Here is a 17094-nt window from a genome sequence, read left to right on the forward strand (position 1 = left end):
ACAGTGATCGATACATTCAACAGAACCGGACCACTCATGGAAGCTGCAAGTTACCCCGCCTGGGCTCAGCAACTGATCCAGGATTGCAGCGAGAGCAAGCGCCGGGTTGTCGGACACGAACTGTATCAACGCATGCGAGATAACAGACTCAGTGCAAAAACCATGCGTCAGTACCTTATTGGTGGCTGGCCGGTGGTCGAACAGTTCGCTCTATATATGGCACAGAACCTGACCAAGACCCGGTTTGCGCGCCACCCTGGCGAAGACATGGCGCGTCGCTGGCTGATGCGCAACATTCGCGTCGAATTGAACCATGCCGACTACTGGGTCCACTGGAGTCGTGCCCACGGTATCAGCCTGGAAGATCTGCAAGCGCAACACGTGGCACCAGAGCTTCACGCCTTGAGCCATTGGTGCTGGCACACCAGTTCGTCGGACTCGCTGATCGTGGCCATCGCCGCCACCAATTACGCCATCGAAGGGGCGACGGGGGAGTGGTCGGCCCTGGTTTGCTCCAATGGCGTCTATGCGGCCTCGTTCCCCGAGGAAGATCGCAAGCGGGCCATGAAGTGGTTGAAGATGCATGCCCAGTACGACGATGCCCATCCATGGGAAGCGTTGGAAATCATCTGCACCTTGGCGGGCATGAACCCGAGCAAAGCGCTGCAAGTGGAATTGCGCCAGGCTGTCTGTAAAAGTTACGACTACATGTACCTGTTCCTGGAACGTTGCATGCAGTTGGAACTGGCAGTGAAAACCCCGGTAGCCCGTGAGCGGATGGCGTTGGCTGAAAGCTGATCCCCTGAAAACAACACAAACCAAATGTGGGAGCGGGCCTGTGGCGAGGGGGCTCGCCCCCGTTTGAGTGCGTAGCACTCACAAGATCTTTGGTGCATCAGAGATTTGGGGGCTGCTTCGCAGCCAACGGGGGCGAGCCCCCTCGCCACGGGCCCGCTCCCACATTGGTTATACAGCGGTGCTGAAATATCAGCCTGCCATTGCCAACCGGTTACGCCCCTCGCGCTTGGCCACATACAACGCACTGTCGGCCCGTCGCAACAAACTTTCGGCAGACTCGCCGGGAAGCAGCGTCGAGCAACCGATGCTGACCGTCAGTTCGATCATCTTGCCCTCGGCCACATAGTCCTGAGCCTGCGCCGCAAACCGCAGTCGTTCACCGACCATGGCTGCTGCTTCCCGACTGGTGTTGGAAAGCAGAATCAGGAATTCTTCGCCACCAAACCGGAACACCATATCGACGTTGCGCAACTGATTTTTGATCGAGGCGGCCACGGCCTTCAGCACTTCATCGCCGGCGCTGTGCCCGTAGGTGTCGTTGATCTGTTTGAAATGATCGATGTCCAGCATCAGCAGCGACAGGGGTTGCGAGTGTCGCCGCGACATCTCGATTTCCCGTTCCAGCGTCTGATCCATGGCGATGCGGTTGCCGGTATCGGTCAGCGGATCACGCAATGCACTTTGAGTCGCCGCTCGGTAGAGCAGGGCGTTTCGCATGGGGAAGAGCAGGGTCGACAACAGTGACTCCAGGTTGCCCTGTTCCTGTTCGCTGAAACGCTGATTGCGACGGAACACCAGCTCACCCAATTGCTCGCCTTCATGGCTGAGGCTGTAGCTGATTGAATGATGGCCTCGCGCGCCGAATTGCAGGCGCAAGTCGCTGGGCTGATGTTCGTAACTCAAGGCATCCAGCGGCACAAGGCGCTGAATTTCACGGAAGAAAAGTCCGAGAATGCGTTGCGGCTCAAGACTGGTTTGCAGTTGCAGGCCCAGCGTTTGGCGCAACTGCGCAAGACTGTCGGGCCGCTCCAGGAGGGGAGGCTGCTGACCAAAGCCCAGGCGTTGCAATTTGGCACTGTCGAAGTCAATTGCGTTGGTCTGGGAAGGTGATTTCATATGGCGTGAGCCCCTAAGCAGTAAGGCTGTCTTACAGGCTGGGTGAGAGCGGCTTTGGGCTGCGCGTCATACTGGTCCATCAGTCCCGTAGGACATTTGGCACGAGTTTAGTCCGCTTTGCCGAAGATTAGTAACCTCTCGGCTCAAGCTCCGCCTCGTCTGCTTTCACACGGCGTGTCTGAACAAAATTAGAGCGAAAGTCGTGCCATTCGGTTCAGTCGAATAAAAAGTTTTAAAAATCAATATGCTGGAAGGTTGTGCACGGGGAGTTGCGCCGCGTGGTGACATTTATTTGACTTGAAGCAGGGGTAGTTACCACCGGGTTTGAATGCCGCGGCGGGAAGCCGTCGCGGCAGAAAAGCGACGCACGGGCACTACTGAGCGTTGAATGCCTGGCCATTGATGCCGGTGCTGTCCGGACCCATGAGGTAAAGGTAGACCGGCATGATCTCCTCGGGTGTCGGATTGTTCAGAGGGTTTTCACCGGGGTAGGCCTGAGCGCGCATGCTGGTGCGGGTGGCGCCGGGGTTGATGCTGTTGGAGCGCACCGGTGCCACGGTGTCTACTTCGTCGGCCAGGGTTTGCATCAGGCCTTCGGTGGCGAACTTGGAAACGCCGTAAGCGCCCCAGTACGCACGGCCCTTGCGACCGACGCTGCTGGAGGTGAACACCACTGAGGCGTCCTGAGACAGCTTGAGCAGTGGCAGCAGGGTGCTGGTGAGCATGAACATGGCGTTGACGTTGACGTGCATGACGCGCATGAAATTCTCGCCGGACAACTGCTCGATCGGGGTGCGTGGACCGATGATTGATGCGTTGTGCAGCAAGCCGTCGAGGTGGCCGAACTCGGTCTCGATCATGGCTGCCAGTTCATCGTATTGATGAGGCAGTGCGGTTTCCAGGTTGAACGGAATCACGGCCGGTTGTGGATGCCCGGCCGCTTCGATTTCGTCATAGACCTGAGTCAGGTTGGCCTCGGTCTTGCCCAGCAGCAGCACGGTGGCGCCGTGGGCGGCGTAGGTTTTTGCAGCGGCAGCACCGATGCCACGGCCTGCGCCGGTGACCAGGATGACCCGGTCCTTGAGCAAGTCAGGGCGGGCGGAATAATCAAACATAAAAAACCTCACAACAATTCAACAGGCAGGCATCGCACTTGTGGCGAGGGAGCTTATTGTGGCGAGGGGGCTTGCCCCCCGTTCGGCTGCGAAGCAGTCGTAAAACCTGAGAACACGGTCTGACTGAAGGTACCGAATGGAGGGCCGCTTCGCGACCCAACGGGGGCAAGCCCCCTCGCCACAAAATGCTTCCTGCCGCCCAATTAGGTCAGCAACTGCACAAAGCGTTATCCAGCACCTCGAGCAACGCCAGCGGATGATCGATCACTACGTCCGCGCCCCAGTGCTTGGGGTTATCGTCCGGGTGAATATAACCGTAGGTCACCGCGCAGGTTTTGGTGCCGGCATCGCGGCCGGACTCGATGTCCCGCAGGTCATCGCCCACAAACAGCACGCTGGCCGGGTCCAGGTCGAGCATCTTGCACGCCAGGATCAACGGCTCCGGATCCGGTTTGCTGTTCTTCACATGATCGGGGCAAATCAGCACCTTCGAACGTTCGGCCAGGCCCAGCTGCTGCATGATCGGCTCGGCGAAACGCACCGGCTTGTTAGTGACCACGCCCCAGATCAGGTTGGCTTTTTCGATTTTTTCCAGCACCTGGGCCATGCCGTCGAACAGATGGCTGTGGACCGCGCAACCCTTGAGGTAGCGGTCGAGGAATTCCTGACGCAGTTCCTCGAACCCCGGCGATTCCGGGTCCATGGAAAAGTTTGCGGCGACCATCGCCTTGGCGCCGCCGGAAATTTCATCGCGGATGTGTTGAGTGTTGATTGGCGGCAAACCACGATCAGCGCGCATCGCCTGGCAGATGGCGATGAAATCCGGCGCAGTGTCGAGCAGGGTGCCGTCCATGTCGAAAAGGACTGCTCTGATACGCATCGGCTTACTCCTCGCGCAGGGTCTGGATCATGTAATTGACGTCCACATCGGCCGCCAGTTTGTAATGCTTGGTCAACGGATTGTAGGTCAGGCCGATGATGTCCTTGACGGTCAGGCCGGCCATGCGGCTCCAGGCGCCAAGCTCGGAGGGGCGGATGAACTTCTTGAAGTCGTGGGTGCCGCGCGGCAGCAACTTCATGATGTATTCGGCGCCGACGATGGCGAACAGATAGGCCTTCGGGTTGCGGTTGATGGTGGAGAAGAACACCTGGCCGCCCGGTTTGACCATTTTGAAGCAGGCGCGGATGACCGACGACGGATCCGGCACGTGTTCAAGCATTTCCAGGCAAGTCACTACGTCGAATTGCTCGGGCATTTCTTCAGCCAGCGCTTCGGCGGTGATCTGCCGGTACTCGACGCTCACGCCGGATTCCAGTTGGTGCAGCTGAGCGACGGCCAGCGGCGCTTCGCCCATGTCGATGCCCATTACGGTCGCGCCGCGTTGAGCCATGGCTTCGCTGAGGATGCCGCCGCCGCAACCGACGTCGAGGACTTTCTTGCCGGCCAGATGGACCCGCTCATCGATCCAGTTGACCCGTAGCGGGTTGATGTCGTGCAGCGGTTTGAACTCGCTTTCGCGGTCCCACCAGCGATGGGCCAGGGCTTCGAATTTGGCGATTTCGGCGTAGTCGACGTTGCTCATGGTGTCAGTCCTCTAAAACTTGAAAAATCCTGTTGCCCCGGTTTCGGTCCAGGGTGCTTACAATTCGGTGCTTACGATTCGGTGTGGCCGCTGATGCGCCTGCCCCAGGCCTTGGCGGTGGCACACAGCTGTGCTTCATCCAGGCGGGTCAAGCGACGGTCGTCGAGCAGTTGCTTGCCGGCAACCCAAAGGTGTTTCACGCAGTCGCGGCCAGTGGTATAGATCAGTTGCGAAACCGGGTCGTAGACCGGTTGCTGCGCCAGGCCAGACAGGTCGAACGCGACGATGTCCGCCGCTTTACCGACTTCCAGCGAACCCGTTTCAGCTTCGATGCCCAGCGCGCGAGCGCCATTGAGCGTGGCCATGCGCAGGGCGCGATGGGCGTCCAGCGCCGTGGCCGACCCGGCGACGGCCTTGGCCAGCAACGCAGCGGTGCGGGTTTCGCCGAGCAGGTCGAGGTCATTATTGCTGGCCGCGCCATCGGTGCCGACCGCCACATTGACCCCGGCCCGCCACAAACGCTCGACCGGGCAGAAACCGCTGGCCAGTTTCAGGTTCGACTCCGGGCAATGAATCACATGGGTGTTACTTTCTACCAGCAGCATCAGGTCTTCATCGCTGATCTGGGTCATGTGAACGGCCTGCAGCCGCGGCCCGAGCAGGCCCAGGCGACCGAGGCGGGCCAAAGGGCGTTCGCCGCACTGCTCGACCGACTGCTGCACTTCGAAAGCGGTTTCATGGACGTGCATGTGAATCGAGGCGTCCAGCTCTTCGGCGATCACCCGGATTTTTTCCAGGGTTTCGTCACCCACGGTGTAGGGTGCATGGGGCCCAAAGGTGACTTTGATCCGCTCGTGATGCTTGAGATCACCGAATAATTCAACGCCCTGACGAATGGCTTCATCCGCCGTGGCGGCGCCTGGAATCGGGAAATCGAGGATCGGAATGGCGATCTGGGCGCGAATGCCGCTGTTATGTACGCGTTCGCTGGCGACCTTCGGGAAGAAATACATGTCGGAGAAACAGGTGATGCCGCCTTTGATCTGCTCGGCGATGGCCAAGTCAGTGCCATCGCGTACAAAAGCCTCGTCGACCCACTTGGCTTCGGCCGGCCAGATGTGGTTTTCCAGCCAGGTCATCAATGGCAGATCGTCGGCCAGGCCGCGGAACAGCGTCATTGCCGCATGCCCGTGAGCATTGATCAGGCCCGGGCTGAGCAACATGTCCGGCAATTCGCGGACTTCGGTTGCGTTAAACTTCAAGGCTGCTGCGCGCGGGCCGATAAATACGATACGACCGTCGCGGATGCCCAGGGCATGCTCTTTAAGGACCACGCCAGCCGGTTCGACAGGTACCAGCCAGGTCGGCAGCAATAACAGGTCGAGCGCAGCGGTGGGGGTCGGCATCGAAAGTCGGTTCCAGTGCTTTTGTAAAGGATGGCGAAGTATACCCGAGCGTCTTCGCGGGGGGATCGCTATAATCGACGGCTTTTGTTCATGAGTGCGGGGTAAGTGGATGCGCGATCGACTGTTGGCTGCGGAGAAGGTGAAAGCCATCGATTGGCGTGATGGCGCCCTGTATCTGCTGGATCAGCGTATTTTGCCATTCGAGCAAACCTGGATCGCCTACACCAGCGCCGCGGGCGTGGCTGAGGCCATTCGCTCAATGGTGGTGCGCGGCGCGCCGGCCATTGGCATCAGTGCGGCGTATGCCATGGTGCTGTCAGCCCGCGCCCGAATTGCCGAGGGCGGTGACTGGCAGGCCGCGTGGGAAGAGGATTACGCGTTACTGGCCGATTCCCGTCCAACAGCGGTTAACCTGTTCTGGGCCTTGAGTCGCATGCGCGACCGCCTGGACCGCCTCAAGGACGACGCAGACCCTCTGGCGGCGCTGGAGGCCGAAGCCATCGCCATCCATGAAAGTGATCGCGAAGCCAACCTGACCATGGCTCAGTTGGGCGTGGACTTGATCCGCAAGCATCAGGGCAACGCCCAGGCGATCCTCACGCACTGCAACACCGGCGCACTGGCCACCGGCGGCTTCGGCACGGCACTGGGGGTGATTCGCGGGGCGTTCATCGAAGGCATGGTCGAGCGCGTCTACGCCAACGAAACCCGCCCATGGCTGCAGGGTTCGCGATTGACCGCATGGGAATTGGCCAATGAAGGCATTCCGGTGACCCTCAATGTCGATTCCGCCGCCGCGCACATCATGAAAACCAAGGGTGTGACCTGGGTGATCGTCGGTGCTGACCGCATCACCGCCAATGGTGATGTGGCGAACAAGATCGGCACCTACCAACTGGCGGTCAACGCCATGCACCACGGCGTGCGCTTCATGGTAGTGGCGCCGAGTTCGACCATCGACATGAACCTGGCCAGTGGCGATGAGATTCCCATCGAAGAGCGCGATGGTCGCGAGTTGCTGGAAGTCGGTGGCAAGCGGCTCGGGGCGGATGTCGATGCATTCAACCCGGTGTTCGATGTGACCCCGGCTGACCTGATTGATGTAATCGTCACCGAAAAAGGCATCGTCGAACGGCCGGATACGGCGAAAATGGCGCAGTTGATGTGTCGTAAGCGTCTGCATTAATAATTTCTGGCGCCTGAAAGATTGCTATCGCGAGCAGGCTCGCTCCCACAGGGGATTTGTGCACGATGCAGATCCAATGTGGGAGCGAGCCTGCTCGCGATGGGGTCTTATAGGCAACAAATACACTTCAATCTCCCATGAAATTTGGCTCTAAGCCCCTCTCGTCCCTTTCAAGCCTGTCACCGGTCAACTAACTATGCTCCATGCGCATCTGGGGGATAGGTGCGTGGCGGCTCTTGTGATAACATCCGGCGGTTTCCAGGGTAGCCTGATGTGGCTGCCTTTACTGCGCAGATCCATGGCATAACTCGTTGATTTGTCGTAAGTCGGTGCACGGCACTCAGTCTGCATCGGCGAGCTTCGTTCGTCCCATATGGATGTGACGAAGTTTCACCAGAAAAAGGAATCAGGCTTCTCATGGGCGAACTGGCCAAAGAAATCCTCCCGGTCAATATCGAAGACGAGCTGAAGCAGTCCTACCTCGACTACGCGATGAGCGTGATTGTCGGGCGGGCACTGCCGGATGCGCGCGATGGCTTGAAGCCCGTGCACCGGCGTGTGCTGTTCGCGATGAGCGAGCTGGGCAACGACTTCAACAAGCCGTACAAGAAATCTGCCCGTGTTGTCGGTGACGTGATCGGTAAGTATCACCCTCACGGTGATACCGCGGTGTACGACACCATCGTTCGGATGGCGCAGCCATTCTCGCTGCGTTACCTGCTGGTAGACGGTCAGGGCAACTTCGGTTCGGTGGACGGCGACAATGCCGCGGCCATGCGATACACCGAAGTGCGCATGACCAAGCTGGCGCACGAGCTGCTCGCTGACCTGCACAAAGAAACCGTGGACTGGGTGCCGAACTACGACGGCACCGAAATGATCCCGGCGGTCATGCCGACCCGTATTCCCAACCTGCTGGTCAACGGCTCCAGCGGTATCGCCGTGGGCATGGCGACCAACATCCCGCCACACAACCTCGGTGAAGTCATCGACGGTTGCCTGGCACTCATCGACAACCCGGAACTGACCGTCGATGAGCTGATGCAATACATCCCTGGTCCGGACTTCCCGACCGCCGCAATCATCAACGGTCGTGCCGGCATCATCGAAGCCTACCGCACCGGTCGCGGGCGCATTTACATGCGTGCCCGCTCGATGATCGAAGACATCGACAAGGTCGGTGGTCGTCAGCAGATCGTCATCACCGAACTCCCTTACCAGTTGAACAAGGCGCGTCTGATCGAGAAGATCGCCGAGCTGGTCAAAGAGAAGAAGCTCGAAGGCATCACCGAACTGCGCGATGAGTCCGACAAGGACGGTATGCGCGTCGTGATCGAACTGCGTCGCGGTGAAGTGCCTGAGGTGATCCTCAACAACCTCTACGCCCAGACCCAGCTGCAAGCGGTGTTCGGTATCAACATCGTCGCGCTGATCGACGGCCGTCCGCGGATCCTGAACCTCAAGGACCTGCTGGAAGCGTTCGTTCGTCACCGTCGCGAAGTGGTTACCCGTCGTACCGTGTTCGAGCTGCGTAAAGCGCGCGAACGTGGCCACATTCTGGAAGGTCAAGCGGTTGCCCTGTCGAACATCGACCCGGTCATCGCCCTGATCAAGGCCTCGCCAACGCCGTCGGAAGCCAAGGAAGCGCTGATCAGCACGGCCTGGGAATCTTCCGCCGTTGTTGCGATGGTCGAACGTGCCGGCGCCGATTCTTGCCGTCCAGAGACCCTGGACCCGCAATACGGTCTGCGCGACGGCAAGTACTTCCTGTCGCCGGAACAGGCGCAAGCCATTCTGGAGCTGCGTCTGCACCGTCTGACCGGTCTGGAACACGAAAAGCTGCTGGCCGAGTATCAAGAGATCCTCAACCAGATCGGCGAGCTGATCCGTATCCTCAGCAGCGCCACGCGCCTGATGGAAGTGATCCGCGAAGAGCTGGAAGTGATCCGCGCCGAGTACGGCGATGTGCGTCGCACCGAGATTCTCGATGCCCGTCTCGACCTGACCCTGGGTGACATGATCCCGGAAGAAGAGCGCGTCGTGACCATTTCCCACGGTGGCTACGCCAAGACCCAGCCATTGGCTGCGTACCAGGCTCAGCGTCGTGGCGGTAAAGGCAAATCGGCCACCGGCGTCAAGGATGAGGATTACATCGCTCACCTGCTGGTCGCCAACAGCCACACCACGCTGCTGCTGTTCTCCAGCAAAGGTAAAGTGTACTGGCTGAAAACCTACGAAATCCCCGAAGCGTCCCGCGCTGCCCGCGGTCGTCCGCTGGTCAACCTGCTGCCGCTGGACAGTGATGAATACATCACCACCATGCTGCCGGTCGAGGAATACACCGAAGGTCACTTCATCTTCATGGCCACTGCTAAAGGCACCGTGAAGAAGACCCCGCTGGAATCCTTCAGCCGTCAACGCAGCGTCGGCCTGATCGCGCTGGAGCTGGACGAAGGCGACGTACTGATCTCTGCCGCTATTACCGATGGCGAGCGTGAAGTCATGCTGTTCTCCGACGGCGGCAAGGTGACTCGCTTCAAGGAAACCGACGTTCGCGCCATGGGCCGTACCGCTCGCGGTGTCCGCGGTATGCGTCTGCCGGAAGGCCAGAAGCTGATTTCCATGCTGATCCCGGAAGAAGGCAGCCAGATCCTCACCGCTTCGGCGCGTGGTTTCGGCAAGCGCACCGCGATCACCGAGTTCCCTGAGTACAAGCGTGGCGGTCAGGGCGTTATCGCCATGGTCAGCAACGAGCGTAACGGCCGTCTGGTCGGCGCAGTCCAGGTGCTCGACGGCGAGGAAATCATGCTGATTTCCGACCAGGGTACGTTGGTTCGTACCCGTGTCGACGAAGTCTCCAGCCTGGGTCGTAACACCCAGGGCGTAACCTTGATCAAGCTGGCCAGCGATGAAACGCTGGTGGGCCTGGAGCGGGTTCAAGAGCCGTCGGAAGTCGAAGGCGAAGAGCTGGAAGGCGAAGGGCTTGAAGGTGAAGAGGGTGCAGTGTTCGACGGTGAAGTCGTGATCGACGACGTTGCCGAAGACCAGCAACTCGACGCCGCCGCTGACGAAGAGCCGCAAGAGTAAGCGGGCAAGCAGGGGGCGGATGAAGATTCGCCCCCTTGTTGTTTGTCCCTTGAGAATATTTCGACACCCACGAAGATCCGGTGTGGGAGCTTTTGTGGCGAGGGGGCTTGCCCCCGTTGGGGTGCGAAGCGCCCCTGAAATCAGTCAGCGCGATCTTGCATTAGAAATGCGCTGACCGGTTTACGATTGCTTCGCAATCGAACGGGGGCAAGCCCCCTCGCCACACAAGCCCGCTCCCACGTGAGTTTCGTGGCGATTGATGTTGTGATTTATTGCGTGATACCACCAAATCAGAGCGAGATTGGATGTGAGCAAGAGAGCCTATAACTTCTGTGCCGGTCCTGCGGCGCTTCCCGAAGCTGTCCTGAAACGCGCCCAGGGTGAACTCCTTGATTGGCACGGCAAGGGCCTGTCGGTCATGGAAATGAGCCATCGCAGCGATGAGTTCGTGTCCATTGCCACCAAGGCCGAGCAGGATCTGCGTGATCTGCTGAATATCCCCTCGAACTATAAAGTGCTGTTTCTGCAAGGTGGCGCGAGCCAGCAATTTGCTCAGATTCCTCTGAACCTGTTGCCGGAAAGCGGCACCGCCGACTATATCGACACCGGTATCTGGTCGCAGAAAGCTATCGAAGAAGCCTCGCGCTACGGCCACGTCAACGTTGCCGCCACCGCCAAGCCTTACGACTATTTCGCTATCCCCGGTCAGAACGAATGGAGCCTGTCCAAAGATGCGGCCTACGTTCACTACGCACCGAACGAAACCATTGGCGGCCTGGAATTCCAATGGATTCCGGAAACCGGCGATGTGCCGCTGGTCGCCGACATGTCCTCGGACATTCTTTCGCGTCCGGTGGATGTTTCGCGCTTCGGCATGATCTACGCCGGCGCCCAGAAAAACATCGGCCCGAGCGGCGTTGTCGTGAACATCGTTCGCGAAGACCTGCTGGGTCACGCCCGTTCCATTTGCCCGACCATGCTCAACTACAAGGTCGCGGCCGATAACGGCTCGATGTACAACACCCCGCCAACCCTGGCCTGGTACTTGTCCGGTCTGGTGTTCGAGTGGCTGAAAGAGCAGGGTGGTGTCGAAGCCATCGGCAAACTCAACGAAGTGAAGCAGCGCACGCTGTACGACTTCATCGACGCCAGCGGCATGTACAGCAACCCGATCAACAAGTCGGACCGCTCGTGGATGAACGTGCCGTTCCGTCTGGCCGACGATCGTCTCGACAAGCCGTTCCTGGCTGGTGCCGACGAACGCGGTCTGCTGAACCTCAAAGGCCACCGTTCCGTGGGTGGCATGCGTGCCTCCATCTATAACGCCGTCGATATCGTTGCGGTCAACGCACTGGTTTCGTACATGGCAGAGTTCGAGAAGGAACACGGCTAATGTCTGAGCAAGAACTCAAGGCACTGCGCCTGCGCATTGATGCTCTGGACGAAAAAGTCCTGGAGCTGATCAGTGAGCGCGCACGTTGCGCCCAGGAAGTTGCGCGAGTAAAGATGGCCTCGCTGGCCGAAGGCGAAGTGCCGGTGTTCTATCGTCCTGAGCGTGAAGCCCAGGTGCTCAAGCGTGTAATGGAGCGTAACCAGGGGCCGCTGGGCAACGAAGAGATGGCGCGGCTGTTCCGCGAAATCATGTCCTCGTGCCTGGCCCTCGAGCAGCCGCTGAAAGTGGCTTACCTCGGCCCTGAAGGCACCTTCACCCAAGCTGCAGCCATGAAGCACTTCGGCCACGCAGTGATCAGCAAGCCGATGGCGGCGATTGACGAAGTGTTCCGTGAAGTCGCGGCCGGTGCGGTGAACTTTGGCGTGGTCCCGGTGGAAAACTCCACCGAGGGCGCGGTCAACCACACCCTCGACAGCTTCCTCGAGCACGACATGGTGATCTGCGGCGAAGTCGAACTGCGGATTCACCATCACCTGTTGGTCGGTGAAAACACCAAGACCGACAGCATCAGCCGCATCTATTCCCACGCCCAGTCCCTGGCTCAGTGCCGCAAGTGGCTGGACGCCCATTACCCGAATGTCGAGCGCGTGGCGGTTTCGAGCAACGCCGAAGCGGCCAAGCGGGTCAAGGGTGAGTGGAACTCGGCGGCGATTGCCGGCGACATGGCCGCCGGTCTGTACGGGTTGACTCGTCTGGCCGAAAAAATCGAGGATCGTCCGGACAACTCGACACGATTCCTGATGATTGGTAGCCAGGAAGTACCGCCGACCGGCGACGACAAGACCTCGATCATCGTTTCCATGAGCAACAAACCCGGCGCGCTCCATGAGTTGCTGGTGCCGTTCCATGACAACGGCATCGACCTGACACGCATCGAGACCCGTCCGTCGCGCAGCGGTAAATGGACCTACGTGTTCTTCATCGACTTCGTCGGCCACCACCGCGACCCACTGGTCAAAGGTGTGCTGGAAAAGATCAGTCAGGAAGCAGTAGCACTCAAGGTGCTGGGTTCCTACCCGAAAGCAGTTCTCTAAGGGCGGTAGCAAATGAGTGGCAACTTCCTCGCTCTGGCACAGCCGGGCGTGCAACAACTTTCGCCTTACGTTCCGGGCAAGCCCGTGGACGAACTGGCCCGTGAGCTGAACCTCGATCCGGCCAATATCGTCAAACTGGCGAGCAACGAAAACCCGTTGGGCGCCAGTCCCAAGGCGTTGGCAGCGATTCGCGAAGCGCTGACCGAGCTGACCCGCTATCCGGACGGCAACGGTTTTGCGCTCAAGACCCTGCTGGCCGATCAGTGCCGCGTCGAGCTCAACCAGGTAACGCTGGGCAACGGTTCCAACGACATTCTGGAGCTGGTGGCGCGCGCCTATCTGGCGCCAGGCCTGAACGCAGTGTTCAGCGCCCATGCGTTTGCGGTCTATCCGATTGTCACTCAGGCCGTTGGTGCCCAGGCAAAAGTGATCCCGGCCAAAGACTGGGGCCACGATCTGTCGGCCATGCTCGCCGCGATCGATGCCGATACTCGTGTGGTGTTCATCGCCAACCCGAACAACCCGACCGGGACCTGGTTCGACGCCCAGGCGCTGGATGATTTCCTGCAGGACGTGCCGGCCCATGTGCTGGTGGTGCTGGATGAGGCCTACATCGAGTACGCCGAAGGCAGCGACTTGCCCGATGGCCTGGATTATCTGGCGGCCTACCCGAACCTGCTGGTCTCGCGCACCTTCTCCAAAGCCTATGGCCTGGCGTCGCTGCGGGTCGGTTACGGCTTGTCCTCGGCCATCGTCGCCGATGTGCTGAACCGTGTGCGTCAGCCGTTCAACGTCAATAGCCTCGCGCTGGCCGCCGCTTGTGCGGCTCTGCAAGACGTCGAGTACCTGGCCGAAAGCCGCCGCCTGAACGAGTCCGGCATGCAGCAGCTGCAAGCGGGTTTCCGCGAGCTGGGGTTGAGCTGGATTCCATCCAAAGGCAACTTCATCTGTGTCGATCTGGGTCGCGTTGCGGCACCAGTGTTCGAGGGGTTGCTGCGTGAAGGTGTGATCGTGCGTCCGGTGGCCAACTACGGCATGCCGAACCACCTGCGTATCACCATCGGTTTGCCGGCAGAAAACAGCCGCTTCCTCGAGGCGCTGACCAAGGTTATGGCTCGTGGTTGATGTCACTGCGCTGCAATCTGCGCAACCTATGATCGGTCGCCTGGTGGTGGTTGGTCTGGGCTTGATCGGCGGTTCGTTTGCCAAAGGCCTGCGTGAAAGCGGTCTGTGTCGCGAAGTGGTCGGGGTCGATCTCGACCCGCAGTCGCGCAAGCTGGCGGTCGAGTTAGGCGTGGTGGATCGCTGCGAAGAAGACCTGGCGGCGGCTTGCCAGGGCGCTGATGTGATTCAGCTGGCGGTGCCGATCCTGGCCATGGAGAAACTGCTCGCGCTGTTGGCGGGCATGGACCTGGGGCAAGCGATTCTGACCGACGTCGGCAGCGCCAAGGGCAATGTGGTGCGCGCGGCGACCGAGGCGTTTGGCGGCATGCCGACGCGCTTCGTGCCGGGGCATCCGATTGCCGGTTCCGAGCAGAGCGGGGTGGAAGCCTCCAATGCCGAACTGTTCCGTCGTCATAAAGTGATTCTGACGCCGCTGGATCAGACCGATCCGGCCGCGCTGGCAGTGGTTGACCGGTTGTGGCGCGAATTGGGCGCCGACGTCGAGCACATGCAGGTCGAGCGTCATGACGAAGTGCTGGCGGCGACCAGCCATCTGCCGCACTTGCTGGCGTTCGGTTTGGTCGATTCGTTGGCCAAACGCAATGAAAATCTTGAGATCTTCCGTTACGCTGCGGGCGGTTTCCGCGATTTCACAAGAATCGCCGGTAGCGACCCGGTCATGTGGCACGACATCTTCCTCGCCAACCGCGAAGCTGTCCTGCGCACACTCGATACATTTCGCAGCGACCTCGACGCCTTGCGCGACGCGGTCGATGCAGGGGATGGGCACCAATTGTTGGGCGTGTTCACGCGCGCCCGGGTTGCCCGCGAGCATTTCAGTAAAATCCTGGCCCGCCGGGCCTATGTGGACGCTATGAATTCCAACGATCTGATTTTCCTGGCACAACCTGGTGGCCGCCTGACTGGGCGGATTCGTGTACCGGGCGACAAATCGATTTCCCACCGCTCGATCATGCTCGGTTCCCTGGCCGAAGGCGTCACCGAAGTGGAAGGTTTCCTTGAGGGTGAAGACGCTCTGGCAACCTTGCAGGCTTTCCGCGACATGGGTGTCGTCATCGAAGGTCCGCACCACGGTCGTGTGACCATCCATGGCGTCGGCCTGCATGGCCTCAAGCCTGCGCCGGGCCCGATCTATCTGGGCAACTCCGGTACGTCGATGCGTCTGCTGTCTGGCCTTTTGGCTGCGCAGAACTTCGATAGCACCCTGACCGGCGATGCTTCGCTGTCCAAGCGTCCGATGAACCGCGTGGCCAATCCGCTGCGTGAAATGGGTGCCGTGATCGAGACCGCTGCTGAAGGTCGTCCACCGATGACCATCCGTGGCGGCAACAAGCTCAAGGGCCTGACTTACACCATGCCGATGGCCAGCGCCCAGGTTAAATCCTGTCTGTTGCTGGCGGGTCTGTATGCCGAAGGCAAGACCACCGTCACCGAGCCGGCACCGACTCGCGATCACACCGAGCGCATGCTGCGCGGTTTCGGCTACCCGGTGACCGTCAATGGCGCCACCGCTTCGGTCGAGTCCGGCCACAAGCTGACCGCGACCCACATTGAAGTGCCGGGCGACATCTCGTCGTCGGCGTTCTTCCTTGTAGCCGCGTCGATTGCCGAAGGTTCGGAGCTGGTGCTCGAGCACGTCGGCATCAACCCGACCCGTACCGGCGTGATCGACATCCTGCGCCTGATGGGGGCGGACATCACCCTGGAAAACCAGCGTGAAGTCGGCGGCGAGCCGGTAGCGGATCTGCGCGTACGGGCAGCTAAACTCAAAGGTATCGAGATCCCCGAGGCGCTGGTTCCACTGGCCATCGACGAGTTTCCGGTGCTGTTCGTGGCCGCTGCCTGTGCCGAAGGGCGCACCGTGCTGCGCGGCGCCGAAGAGCTGCGCGTGAAGGAGTCGGACCGGATCCAGGTCATGGCGGATGGTTTGCTGGCACTGGGCGTCAAATGCGAGCCGACCCCGGACGGCATCATCATCGACGGCGGCCAGATCGGCGGCGGCGAAGTGCATGGTCACGGCGATCACCGGATTGCCATGGCGTTCAGCGTGGCTTCGTTGCGCGCCACTGCACCGATCCGCATCCATGATTGCGCCAACGTCGCGACCTCGTTTCCGAACTTCCTCGCGCTGTGCGCGCAGGTCGGTATCCGTGTTGCGCAAGAGGCTCAGTCGTGAAAAACATTGCACCGGTCATCACCATTGATGGGCCAAGCGGCTCTGGCAAGGGCACGGTCGCCGGCATGCTGGCCAAGCGCCTGGGCTGGAACCTGCTGGATTCCGGTGCGCTGTATCGATTGCTGGCGTTCGCGGCGCATAACCATGGCGTCGACCTGACGAATGAGGAATTGCTCAAAAAGCTCGCCGCTCATCTGGATGTGCAATTCATCGCGGCGACCGACGGTCAGCTGCAGCGCATTATTCTGGAAGGCGACGAAGTCAGCGATGTCATCCGTACCGAAAGTATCGGCTCGGGTGCCTCGCAGGTCGCTGCGCTGCCCGCTGTTCGTGAAGCGCTGCTGCAGCGCCAGCGGGCCTTTCAGGAATCGCCGGGTCTGGTGGCCGATGGTCGCGACATGGGTACGGTGGTTTTTCCGGACGCGCCGCTGAAGATATTCCTCACTGCCAGTGCCGAGGAGCGTGCGCGCCGTCGATACTTGCAGTTGAAGGGCAAAGTCGATGGTGTTAGTCTGTCGAGTCTGCTAGATGAGATACGTGCACGCGATGAGCGTGACACCCAGCGCGCAGTAGCCCCGCTCAAGCCGGCGGCCGACGCGATACAGCTGGATTCCACGGAGTTGTCCATCGATCAGGTGCTGGAACGCATCATGAGCGAGATCGCCATTCGCGATATCGCCGGGTGACCAAGAAAGCTGCAGGGGACCAGTCATAGTCCTGCGGTGTTTCTTTCATATGAAACTAACCCACACCGTCTGGGGTGTGGAGATGGGCGTATTCTTCGCCCTTATCAACAGGAATTAAAATGAGCGAAAGCTTTGCGGAACTCTTTGAAGAAAGCCTAAAAACCCTGAACCTTCAGGCAGGCTCCATCATCACCGGTGTTATCGTTGATATCGACAACGGTGGTGTGAAACCCGGCGACGTCGAGCCGTACACCGCCACCAACGGGCGG

13 protein-coding genes are annotated in these 17094 nt (G+C 60.1%); 8 read left to right on the plus strand and 5 right to left on the minus strand.

Annotated elements, in window-relative coordinates; genetic code table 11:
- Positions 1-36 precede the first annotated feature (36 nt).
- Positions 37-798 carry a TenA family transcriptional regulator gene (locus ACQKPC_RS19415; RefSeq protein WP_219734651.1) on the plus strand — a complete coding sequence of 254 codons (762 nt, stop codon included), beginning with the start codon at positions 37-39 and terminating at the stop codon, positions 796-798.
- 189 nt (positions 799-987) lie between these two features.
- On the opposite strand, the gene ACQKPC_RS19420 is transcribed toward ACQKPC_RS19415, so the two are convergent.
- From ACQKPC_RS19420 to ACQKPC_RS19440, 5 genes are all read right to left on the minus strand, one after another.
- The gene (locus tag ACQKPC_RS19420; RefSeq protein WP_192344035.1) at positions 988-1914 is read right to left on the minus strand and encodes a GGDEF domain-containing protein; all 927 of its coding nucleotides are present in this window, start codon (positions 1912-1914) and stop codon (positions 988-990) included.
- Between the two features lie 374 nt (positions 1915-2288).
- Positions 2289-3029 carry a YciK family oxidoreductase gene (locus ACQKPC_RS19425; protein WP_063341138.1) on the minus strand — a complete coding sequence of 247 codons (741 nt, stop codon included), beginning with the start codon at positions 3027-3029 and terminating at the stop codon, positions 2289-2291.
- 208 nt (positions 3030-3237) lie between these two features.
- Positions 3238-3909 carry an N-acetylmuramic acid 6-phosphate phosphatase MupP gene (gene mupP / locus ACQKPC_RS19430; protein ID WP_218397619.1) on the minus strand — a complete coding sequence of 224 codons (672 nt, stop codon included), beginning with the start codon at positions 3907-3909 and terminating at the stop codon, positions 3238-3240.
- A gap of 4 nt (positions 3910-3913) precedes the next feature.
- A complete protein-coding gene (gene ubiG, locus ACQKPC_RS19435) occupies positions 3914-4612 on the minus strand; it encodes a bifunctional 2-polyprenyl-6-hydroxyphenol methylase/3-demethylubiquinol 3-O-methyltransferase UbiG (RefSeq protein ID WP_007899720.1) in 699 nt (232 codons plus the stop codon).
- 71 nt (positions 4613-4683) lie between these two features.
- On the minus strand, positions 4684-6018 hold the full coding sequence (locus tag ACQKPC_RS19440; protein WP_427625947.1) for a TRZ/ATZ family hydrolase: 1335 nt from the start codon (positions 6016-6018) through the stop codon (positions 4684-4686).
- A gap of 109 nt (positions 6019-6127) precedes the next feature.
- Here ACQKPC_RS19440 and mtnA point away from each other — a divergent pair, with 109 nt between their 5' ends.
- From mtnA to cmk, 7 genes are all read left to right on the plus strand, one after another.
- A complete protein-coding gene (gene mtnA, locus ACQKPC_RS19445) occupies positions 6128-7204 on the plus strand; it encodes an S-methyl-5-thioribose-1-phosphate isomerase (protein ID WP_192344038.1) in 1077 nt (358 codons plus the stop codon).
- A 417-nt stretch (positions 7205-7621) separates the two neighbouring features.
- The gene (gene gyrA, locus ACQKPC_RS19450) at positions 7622-10291 is read left to right on the plus strand and encodes a DNA gyrase subunit A (RefSeq protein WP_008071610.1); all 2670 of its coding nucleotides are present in this window, start codon (positions 7622-7624) and stop codon (positions 10289-10291) included.
- Between the two features lie 307 nt (positions 10292-10598).
- Complete coding sequence (gene serC, locus ACQKPC_RS19455; protein ID WP_095055364.1) at positions 10599-11684, plus strand: 3-phosphoserine/phosphohydroxythreonine transaminase; 1086 nt, start codon at positions 10599-10601, stop codon at positions 11682-11684.
- Positions 11684-12778: a prephenate dehydratase gene (gene pheA, locus ACQKPC_RS19460; RefSeq protein ID WP_007899727.1), complete on the plus strand. Its 1095-nt coding sequence runs from the start codon at positions 11684-11686 to the stop codon at positions 12776-12778. Before serC ends, pheA begins: the two co-directional genes overlap by 1 nt.
- 12 nt (positions 12779-12790) lie before the next feature.
- Positions 12791-13903, plus strand: coding sequence for a histidinol-phosphate transaminase (gene hisC, locus ACQKPC_RS19465; RefSeq protein WP_063341135.1), 1113 nt, complete (start codon positions 12791-12793; stop codon positions 13901-13903).
- A 28-nt stretch (positions 13904-13931) separates the two neighbouring features.
- A complete protein-coding gene (locus ACQKPC_RS19470) occupies positions 13932-16139 on the plus strand; it encodes a bifunctional prephenate dehydrogenase/3-phosphoshikimate 1-carboxyvinyltransferase (protein ID WP_427625950.1) in 2208 nt (735 codons plus the stop codon).
- Positions 16136-16825, plus strand: coding sequence for a (d)CMP kinase (gene cmk, locus ACQKPC_RS19475; RefSeq protein WP_427625948.1), 690 nt, complete (start codon positions 16136-16138; stop codon positions 16823-16825). The genes ACQKPC_RS19470 and cmk overlap by 4 nt, the downstream gene beginning before the upstream one ends.
- The last annotated feature ends 269 nt before the right edge of the window (positions 16826-17094 follow it).

The sequence above is a fragment of the Pseudomonas sp. NPDC089918 genome (assembly GCF_050280605.1).
Classification (GTDB): domain Bacteria; phylum Pseudomonadota; class Gammaproteobacteria; order Pseudomonadales; family Pseudomonadaceae; genus Aquipseudomonas.

Coding starts and splice junctions, on each gene's coding strand:
- gyrA (WP_008071610.1), top strand. CDS start 7,622: ATGGGCGAACTGGCCAAAGAAATCCTCCCGGTCAATATCGAAGACGAG.
- ACQKPC_RS19420 (WP_192344035.1), bottom strand. CDS start 1,914: ATGAAATCACCTTCCCAGACCAACGCAATTGACTTCGACAGTGCCAAA.
- ACQKPC_RS19470 (WP_427625950.1), top strand. CDS start 13,932: ATGATCGGTCGCCTGGTGGTGGTTGGTCTGGGCTTGATCGGCGGTTCG.
- ACQKPC_RS19425 (WP_063341138.1), bottom strand. CDS start 3,029: ATGTTTGATTATTCCGCCCGCCCTGACTTGCTCAAGGACCGGGTCATC.
- pheA (WP_007899727.1), top strand. CDS start 11,684: ATGTCTGAGCAAGAACTCAAGGCACTGCGCCTGCGCATTGATGCTCTG.
- ubiG (WP_007899720.1), bottom strand. CDS start 4,612: ATGAGCAACGTCGACTACGCCGAAATCGCCAAATTCGAAGCCCTGGCC.
- hisC (WP_063341135.1), top strand. CDS start 12,791: ATGAGTGGCAACTTCCTCGCTCTGGCACAGCCGGGCGTGCAACAACTT.
- ACQKPC_RS19440 (WP_427625947.1), bottom strand. CDS start 6,018: ATGCCGACCCCCACCGCTGCGCTCGACCTGTTATTGCTGCCGACCTGG.
- mtnA (WP_192344038.1), top strand. CDS start 6,128: ATGCGCGATCGACTGTTGGCTGCGGAGAAGGTGAAAGCCATCGATTGG.
- mupP (WP_218397619.1), bottom strand. CDS start 3,909: ATGCGTATCAGAGCAGTCCTTTTCGACATGGACGGCACCCTGCTCGAC.
- ACQKPC_RS19415 (WP_219734651.1), top strand. CDS start 37: ATGGAAGCTGCAAGTTACCCCGCCTGGGCTCAGCAACTGATCCAGGAT.